7 protein-coding genes are annotated in these 8,612 nt (G+C 65.0%); 4 read left to right on the top strand and 3 right to left on the bottom strand.

Annotated features, from left to right (window positions below; translation table 11 throughout):
- The 3 genes from atpD to AC30QB_RS19655 form a co-directional block, all read right to left on the bottom strand.
- Window positions 1–1,421, bottom strand: a 1,421-nt coding sequence (gene atpD / locus AC30QB_RS19665) for a F0F1 ATP synthase subunit beta (protein ID WP_489547961.1), incomplete at its 3' end; no start/stop codon positions are given.
- Between the two features lie 4 nt (window positions 1,422–1,425).
- Window positions 1,426–2,277: a polyphosphate kinase 2 gene (gene ppk2, locus AC30QB_RS19660; protein WP_489547960.1), complete on the bottom strand. Its 852-nt coding sequence runs from the start codon at window positions 2,275–2,277 to the stop codon at window positions 1,426–1,428.
- Window positions 2,270–3,118 carry a PRC-barrel domain-containing protein gene (locus AC30QB_RS19655; protein ID WP_489547959.1) on the bottom strand — a complete coding sequence of 283 codons (849 nt, stop codon included), beginning with the start codon at window positions 3,116–3,118 and terminating at the stop codon, window positions 2,270–2,272. Before AC30QB_RS19655 ends, ppk2 begins: the two co-directional genes overlap by 8 nt.
- Window positions 3,119–3,379: 261 nt before the next feature.
- On the opposite strand from AC30QB_RS19655, the gene gnd reads away from it, so the two are divergent.
- From gnd to pgi, 4 genes are read left to right on the top strand one after another with little or no spacing between them, the layout of a single operon-like run.
- On the top strand, window positions 3,380–4,405 hold the full coding sequence (gene gnd / locus AC30QB_RS19650) for a phosphogluconate dehydrogenase (NAD(+)-dependent, decarboxylating) (protein WP_489547958.1): 1,026 nt from the start codon (window positions 3,380–3,382) through the stop codon (window positions 4,403–4,405).
- Window positions 4,402–5,835, top strand: a complete 1,434-nt coding sequence (gene zwf, locus AC30QB_RS19645; RefSeq protein ID WP_489547957.1) for a glucose-6-phosphate dehydrogenase — start codon at window positions 4,402–4,404, stop codon at window positions 5,833–5,835. The genes gnd and zwf overlap by 4 nt, the downstream gene beginning before the upstream one ends.
- A 16-nt stretch (window positions 5,836–5,851) precedes the next feature.
- The gene (gene tal / locus AC30QB_RS19640) at window positions 5,852–6,955 is read left to right on the top strand and encodes a transaldolase (protein ID WP_489547956.1); all 1,104 of its coding nucleotides are present in this window, start codon (window positions 5,852–5,854) and stop codon (window positions 6,953–6,955) included.
- Window positions 6,952–8,607, top strand: coding sequence for a glucose-6-phosphate isomerase (pgi, locus tag AC30QB_RS19635; protein WP_489547955.1), 1,656 nt, complete (start codon window positions 6,952–6,954; stop codon window positions 8,605–8,607). The genes tal and pgi overlap by 4 nt, the downstream gene beginning before the upstream one ends.
- The last annotated feature ends 5 nt before the right edge of the window (window positions 8,608–8,612 follow it).

Below are 8,612 nucleotides of genomic sequence, written 5' to 3'. Positions count from 1 at the left end.
GCCTTGGCCTCGTCGATCGACCCGATCATGTAGAGCGCGCTCTCCGGGTAGTCCTTGTATTCGTCGCGCAAAATTCGCTCGCACCCGTCGAGTGAGTCCTTCAAGCTGACCAACCTTCCCTTGTGGCCAGTAAACTGTTCGGTGGTGAAGAACGGCTGCGTGAGAAACCGCTCGAGCCTTCGGGCTCGCGCCACGACCTTACGGTCTTGTGGCGAGAGTTGCTCGAGGCCGAGCATTGCGATGATGTCTTTCAGGTCTGCATACTGAGCGAGTGTCTGGCGGATCTCCTGTGCCAAGGCATAGTGCCGCTCGCCTACGATGCCCGGTGTCGCCATCTTGGAGTTCGATTGCAGGGGATCGATCGCCGGGTAGAGGCCTTCTGCCGACAGTTTGCGCGAGAGCACGATAGACGCAGAAAGATGCGAGAAGGTGTGGACCGCCGCCGGATCGGTGAAGTCGTCTGCCGGCACATACACGGCCTGGATCGAAGTGATCGCGCCGCTGTCGGTGTTGGCGATGCGCTCTTCCAGGCCCGACAGCTCGGTGCCCATGGTCGGCTGGTAGCCCAGGCGCGACGGCATCTGCCCCATCAGCCCCGAGACCTCGGAGCCGGCCTGGATGAAGCGGAAGATGTTGTCGATGAGCAGCAGCACGTCGCGGTGCTCGTCATCGCGAAAATACTCGGCCATCGTCAGCGCGGCCTGGCCGACACGAAAGCGAGCCCCCGGCGGCTCGTTCATCTGGCCGAAGACCATCACCATGTTTTTCAGCACACCGGCCTTCTTCATTTCGGCGTAGAGGTCTTGGCCCTCGCGACAGCGCTCGCCGATGCCGCAGAAGATGCTCACGCCCTTGTTCGCGCCTTGCTTGCCGACCATGTTGTGGATCATCTCGGTCAGCAGCACCGTCTTGCCCACACCCGCCCCGCCAAACAGCCCTGCCTTGCCGCCGGTTTCCAGCGGCACCAGCACGTCGATCATCTTGATGCCGGTCTCGAAGATGACAGAGGTGGTCGAGCGATGGATCAGCGGCGGCGGCTCGCGGTGCACCGAGCGCCAGGTCACGTCTTTCGGTTCGTCTTGGCGATCGATGGCGTGGCCGAACACGTCGAACATGCGCGACAAGATGGTTTTTCCCACGGGCGCCAGCAGCGGCCTGCCAGTGTTGGTTACCGCCATGCCGCGCGCCAAGCCCTGCGTGGGCGTGAGCGCTATGCCGCGCACGTGGCGGGCATCGATCTGGGTGAGCACTTCGATTGCCATTTCGCCGTTGTCGCCCGCGCGCAGCAGCGTGCGAATCGGCGGCAAGCTGCCGTCGAAGCGCACGTCGACCACGCTGCCGCGCACCGCGGTGACGACGCCCGAGGTTGCTGGGGTCGGCGCGTGCGGGGTGCTCGTGGGTGTGCTGTTGGCGGTGCCCATGGGCTCAGGGTGCCAGCCGCTGCGCGGCCACGCAGTCAGGCGTGAACTCAAAAACAATGTTGCGGTCTGGCGCCACCAGCTTCTTGCTGCGGCCGGCATAGTGCAAGCGGCTCAAGATGTCTCGCATCAGGTTCAGGCGCGCGTGCGGCTTGCTATCGGTGCGCACGATCTGCCACGGAGCGGCTGTGGTGTTGCTGCCGAGCAGCATGGCGTCGCGCGCTTGCGAGTAGTCGTCCCAGTGCTTGATGGCCACGTCATCGATCGGGCTGCTCTTCCACTGCTTGAGCGGGTCGCGCTTGCGCTCGGCCAGTCGTTTTTTTTGTTCGCCCTTGCTGATGTCCAGGTAGTACTTCAGCAGCCGGATGCCCGAGTCGAGCAGCATTTGCTCGAAGCGCGGCACCGACTGCATGAACTCGTGGTACTGCGCTGTGGTGCAAAACCCCATCACGCGTTCGACGCCAGCGCGGTTGTACCAGCTGCGATTGAACAGCACGAGCTCTTCGGCCACCGGAAGCTGCGCAACGTAGCGCGCAAAGTACCAGTCGCGCGTGTCGCGATCCGACGGCCTGCCGAGCGCGACAACTCGCGTCTCACGCGGGCTCAGGTGGGCAACGATGCGCTTGATGCTGCCGTCTTTGCCGGCCGAGTCGCGGCCTTCCAGGAGCACCAGAATCTTGTCGCCATGCTTGATGAAGTGCCGTTGCAACTTGACGAACTCGACCTGCAAGTCGTGCAGCTCGGCTTTGTAGTCTGCGTGAGACAACTCAACGCCTTCGCAAGATTCATCGCGGGCCCCCGTGAGTAACGAAGCTGCACGGTGAACCGGCTTCTTAGCCGGCTTCTTAACGCTACCCATGCGAAAGATCGGTCGCGCGCTCTTCGCCTGTTCTCTGCGTTTCGCCTTCCGCCCAGTATCCGGTGCGCCCGTGGTGGTCGTGCAAGCGGGCCTCGTCGGCGCGGGTCAGGCGCTCGGCCGGGTCGTAGGCAGGCGCGTCTTTCACGGCTTGGCGCGTCAAGCCGACCGAGACTGTGCGCTGCGCCCAGCTCACGTCTTCTATCCACTCCGGCGCGACGAGCATTTTGTGACCTAGCCACCAGTTGCTGGTGTCGACGATGAGATATTGCACGGCCCAAGTCTTGTCGTCGACCAACATGCCGCAAACGTGGCCGATCTCACCGTCGCTCGCGTGGAGGTGGTAACCCGTGATTGCCTCGCAACTGCGCAGATGCGGGTCGGCACCTTCGTCGCGCCCGGCTATGGCGCGCGTTCGGGCGTTGCGGGCTTCCTGCGCCATGGCCTGCGGTGTTCCGTAACCGCCGTAGCTCGTCAACATCAAGTTGGGGTACATGCCGCCTCCCCAGTACCCTGCGCCGCCCCAGTAGATCGGGTAGTCGTAGTAGCCGGAGTAGTCGGCTTCGTGCTGGCGTGTCACCGGCATCTCAGAGTCGAAGTCGGGGCTGTTCTTGACTTGCTCCATCGTGATCGAGACCGGCAGTTGCCGCTTTGTCCAGTCCGCATTGCCGATGGCAATGGGCGAGATCAAGACCTTTTTGCCCATCAACCAGCCACCCGTCTCAACGACCAGGTAGCGCACGACCCACGCCTCGTCGTCCACGTAGAGATCCCTGACTTGACCGATCGCGCCATCGGTGGCGCCGATGGTGTAGTCATGCAATTCCTTGAGAGTTCGCAGCATGGTTTTGCTCCTTCGCAATGCTGTTGAGGCGCGGGACGGCCCCGTGCTCTCGCTCGCAGACAGCCCGCGCGGCGCCTGCCTGCTTTGCACAACCGTAGGCTCGCGGTAGCCCTTCGTCTGTGTGCCACCGCACATATCGGCGCCGCTTGCGGGCCGTGGCTCGGAATTGGCCTACAACGCGGCGTTCGCCTACAAGCAAGCAGGAACCAAGTTCGCGCGCACGCTCTCCTATCGACTACAAAGAAGAAACTGGAGCACTCTATGCAACTCGGAATGATCGGCCTGGGCCGCATGGGCGCCAGCATGGCGCGCCGCGTGATGAAAAAAGGCCACAGCTGCGTCGTGCATGACACGCGGCCCGAAGCGGTGGCCGCGCTTCAGGCCGATGGCGCCCTCGGTGCGGCTTCAATCGAGTCGCTCGTTGCCCAACTCGCACGGCCGCGTGCGATCTGGCTGATGGTGCCGGCCGCCATCGTCGACACCGCCCTCACCGCCCTTGCGCCACACCTGCAAGACGGCGACATCGTGATCGACGGCGGCAACTCGTTTTATCGCGACGACGTGCGCCGCGCCAAGAGCCTGCGCGAGGCCGGTGTGCACTACGTTGACGTGGGCACCAGCGGCGGCGTGGCCGGCGGAGAGCGCGGTTACTGCCTGATGATCGGCGGCGAAGAAGCCCCCGTGCGCCACCTGACGCCGATCTTCTCGGCGCTGGCGCCTGGTGCCGGCACGGCAGCACGCACACCCGGGCGCAGCGGCGCAAGCGCACCATCAGAAGAAGGCTTTTTGCACTGCGGCCCGTCGGGCGCCGGCCACTTCGTCAAGATGGTGCACAACGGCATCGAGTACGGCGTGATGGCGGCCTACGCCGAGGGCCTGGACATCTTGCGCAACGCCAACATTGGCCAGCGCAAGCAGGAGCACGACGCCGAGACCACGCCTCTGCGCGACCCCGAGTTCTACCGCTACGACATCAACCTGCCCGAAGTCGCCGAGGTGTGGCGCCGCGGCAGCGTGATCGGCTCATGGCTGCTAGACCTCACGGCCGGTGCGCTGCTGCAAGACCCGCAGCTCGACGCCTACGATGGCCGTGTGTCAGATTCAGGCGAAGGCCGCTGGACCATCCAGGCAGCGATTGATGAGGCGGTGCCCACGCCGGTGCTCAGCGCCGCCTTGTACGAGCGCTTTGCCTCGCGTGGCCAGGCGGGCTTTGCGAATCAGCTGCTCTCGGCCATGCGGCATGCCTTTGGCGGCCACGTCGAGAAGCCTGCGGAGGATGCGCGATGAGCGTCTCCACACGCGCTGGCCCGACCGCCGAGCAGCCGCATTCCGACGCCTTGGTCGTCTTTGGCTTCAGCGGCGACCTTGCCAAAAAGAAGATCTTCCCGGCGCTGTATGCGATGGTGAAGAAGGGCCACCTGACGGTGCCGGTGATCGGCGTTGCGTCGTCAAAATGGGGCGTGGCCGAATGGCATGACCACGTGCGCGAGAGCCTCTTGCATGAAGACCACGAAGGCGGCATTGACGACCCCGCCGCCTTCGACCGCCTCATGTCGCTGATGAACTACGTGAGCGGCGACTACAACAACGCTGCCACCTTCACCGCATTGAAGGCCGCCTTGGGCGACGCAAAGCGGCCAGCGTTCTACCTGGCCATTCCGCCGGCGCTGTTCGCCACCGTGATCCAAAGCTTGGGGGCCGCGGGCCTGGCGCAGGGTGCGCGCGTGATCGTCGAGAAGCCTTTCGGCCGCGACCTGGCCTCGGCGCGCGAGCTGAATGCAGTGGCGCACGCGGTGTTCCCCGAGTCGTCGATTTTTCGCATCGACCACTACCTGGGGAAGGAGGCGATCATGAACATCCTCTACTTCCGCTTTGCCAACTCCTTTCTCGAACCGGTTTGGAACCGCCACCACATTGCCAGCGTGCAGATCACGCTGGCCGAAAACTTCGGGGTGGGCACACGTGGCGGCTTTTATGAAAGCGCTGGCTGCCTGCGCGACGTGGTGGAGAACCACTTGTTCCAGGTGGTTGCGCTGCTGGCGATGGAGCCCCCGGCCTTCCAGAGTTTTGAGGCCGTGCACTCGGCCAAGGCGAGCGTGCTGCGCGCCATGCTGCCCTTGAAGCCCGCCGACCTGGTTCGCGGCCAGTACATCGGCTACCGCGACGAGAAGGGAGTGGCGAACAGCTCCGATGTGGAGACCTTCTGTGCGCTGCGCCTGAGCATCGACTCATGGCGCTGGGCCGGCGTGCCCTGGTACCTGCGCGCGGGCAAGCAGCTGCCAGATTCGGTGGTCGAGGTGCAGGTGCAGCTCCAGCCGCCGCCTCAGCAGTTGTTCGACGATTCGGGGCCTTCTGGCGGCCGCGCCAACTACGTACGCTTCCGGCTGCAGCCCGGCGCCAGCATCGCGCTGGCGGCGCGCGTCAAGCGCCCCGGCCGAGAGTTTGTCGGCGATCAGCGTGAGCTGTATCTCGGCGAAGACGCACCCAGCACGATGTCAACCTACGAGCGCCTGCTGGGCGACGCGATGGCGGGTGACGGCGCGCTCTTCACCGACGAAGACGCGGTGATGGCGGCCTGGGCTGTGGTCGAGCCCGTATTGACCAAGTACAGCGCCGCCCTGCCCTATGAGCCCGGAAGCTGGGGGCCCGCCGAAGCCGCCGCATTGATCGCTGCCGACGGCGGCTGGCACGACCCGACAACGGCAGCGCCAACATGACAGCCAAAGAGATGCCATGAACACCACCCTCAACACCAACACCAAGCAGCTGCACGACCTGGGCCAGAGCCTCTGGGTTGACAACATCAGCCGCGAGATGCTCGTCAAGGGCACGCTGGCCCGCTACATCGCCGACTGGTCGGTGACCGGGCTGACGTCGAACCCGACCATCTTCGAACACGCCATCGGCCACGGCAGCTTCTACGACGAAGCGATTGCGCGGCTGGCGCGGCGAGGCGAGCCCACAGAAGAGCTGTTTTTTGCGCTGGCCCTTGAAGACCTGACCACCGCGGCCGACCTGTTCCGCCCGATCTTCGATGCCACCAACGGGCTCGACGGCTGGGTCTCGCTTGAAGTGTCGCCCTTGCTCGCCAACAACGCCGCCAAGACCATCCATGCAGCAGCCTGGCTGCACGAGGCCGCGAACCGGCCGAATCTCTTCATCAAGATCCCAGGCACCACAGCGGGCGCCGAAGCCATAGAGGAATCAATCTTCGACGGCGTGCCGGTCAACGTGACCCTGCTTTTTTCGCGCGAGCACTACCTCGCGGCGGCCGAGGCCTACATGCGCGGCATAGAGCGCCGCATCGAGGCGGGCCTGAGCGCCAACGTGCGCTCGGTGGCTTCGTTGTTCGTGAGCCGCTGGGACGTGGCGGTGAAGCCCGAAGTCTCGCCACCCTTGCACAACCGCCTGGGCATTGCGATTGCGATGCGCACCTACAAGGCCTATCGTGACCTGCTCGCGTCCCCGCGTTGGCTCAAGCTTGCCGAGGCAGGTGCGCAGCCGCAACGGCTGCTCTGGGCCAGCACCGGCACCAAAGACCCTGCCGCACCCGACACGCTCTACGTCGAGGCGCTGGCGGCGCCCGACACCATCAACACCATTCCCGAGAAGACCTTGCAGGCCTACGCCGACCACGGCAAGGTGAGCACTGCGCTGCCGGTCGATGGCGGTGACGCTGAGGCGGTGCTTGAGCAGTTCAGGGCCGAAGGCGTCGACGATGTAGCCTTGGCCGCGCGCTTGCAGCGTGAAGGCGCCGAAGCCTTTACCGCTTCGTGGCAGGCGCTGCTGGCGAGCATCCACGACAAGAGCGCCAGCCTGACAGGGGCGCGTGCGTGACGGAAGCGCCCGTCTCGCGGGCGACGTGGCAGGCGCTCACAGCCCACCACGCAAAGACAGGCCACGCCCATCTGCGTGACCTTTTCGCGGCCGATGCAGAGCGTGGCCGCCGCTACACGCTCGAAGCGGCCGGCTTGTACCTGGACTATTCCAAGAACCGCATTGACGACCAGACACTGAAGCTGCTTGCGGCGCTGGCCACCGAATGCGGCCTGGCCGGGCGCATCAAGGCCATGTTTCAAGGCGATGCGATCAACACGACCGAGCAGCGCTCGGTGCTGCACGTGGCGCTGCGTGCGCCCGCCACGCAAAGGCTGATGGTCGATGGCGTCGATGTCATCGCCGAGGTACACGCCGTGCTGGAGCGCATGGCGGTGTTTGCCGGTGCCGTGCGCAGCGGCCGCTGGCTGGGGCACACCGGGCGGCGCATACGCAATGTGATCAGCATCGGCATCGGCGGCTCTGACCTCGGGCCAGTGATGGCCTTCGAGGCCTTGCGCCGCTACAGCCAGCGTGACCTGACGCTGCGCTTCGTGTCCAACGTCGACGGCACCGACCTGGTGGAGGCCACGCGCGATCTCGACGCCGCCGAAACCCTGTTCATCGTCTGCTCGAAGACCTTCAACACGCAAGAGACCCTCACCAACGCCCACGCGGCGCGTGCATGGGCCGTGGGCCAGCTGGGCGACGACCAGGCGGTAGCGCGGCACTTTGTGGCGGTGTCGACCAATGCCGAGGGCGTGGCGCACTTCGGCATCGCGCCCGAAAACATGTTTGGCTTCTGGGACTGGGTGGGTGGGCGCTACTCGATGGACTCGGCCATCGGCCTGTCCACCATGGTCGCCATCGGGCCGCAGCACTTTCGCGAGTTGCTGGCCGGCTTTCACGCCATGGACGAGCACTTTCGCCACGCGCCTGTTGAGCAAAACATGCCTGCGCTGCTGGGCCTGCTGGCGATCTGGAACAACAACTTCCTGGGCGCAGCGACTGCGGCGGTGCTGCCCTACGACCAGTACCTGAAGCGCTTCCCGGCGTACTTGCAACAGCTGACGATGGAGAGCAATGGCAAGCACGTGACGCAATCGGGTGAGCGTGTGGGCGTTGAAACTGCACCCATCCTGTGGGGCGAGCCCGGCACCAACGGGCAGCACTCGTTCTACCAGTTGCTTCATCAGGGAACGCGGCTGGTGCCATGTGATTTCATCGGCTTCTGCCAGGCGCTGAACCCCCTCGCCTCCACACACGGTCAGCAGCACGACCTGCTGATGGCCAACTTCTTCGCGCAGAGCGAGGCGCTGGCCTTGGGCAAGACCGCCGAAGAAGTCACCGCCGAGGGCACCGCACCCGCGCTGGTGCCGCACCGCGTGTTCGAGGGCAACCGGCCGAGTAACACGATACTGGCCGACCGCTTGACGCCGGCGACCTTGGGCGCACTGATCGCGCTGTACGAGCACAGCGTCTTCACGCAGGGCGTGGTCTGGGGCATCGACTCGTTCGACCAATGGGGTGTCGAGCTGGGCAAGGTGCTGGCGCAGCGCGTACTTCCCGAGCTTGCCGCGGCGAGCGAGGTGCCTCTGGCCCACGACAGCTCCACCAACGCATTGATCGAGCGCTATAGGCGCCTGAGATCCCCGCCTTCACCCCACACCTGACGAGC

The organism is Rhizobacter sp., assembly GCF_046595475.1.
GTDB lineage: Bacteria > Pseudomonadota > Gammaproteobacteria > Burkholderiales > Burkholderiaceae_C > Rhizobacter.
This window is presented reverse-complemented; position numbering and strand designations above follow the sequence as displayed.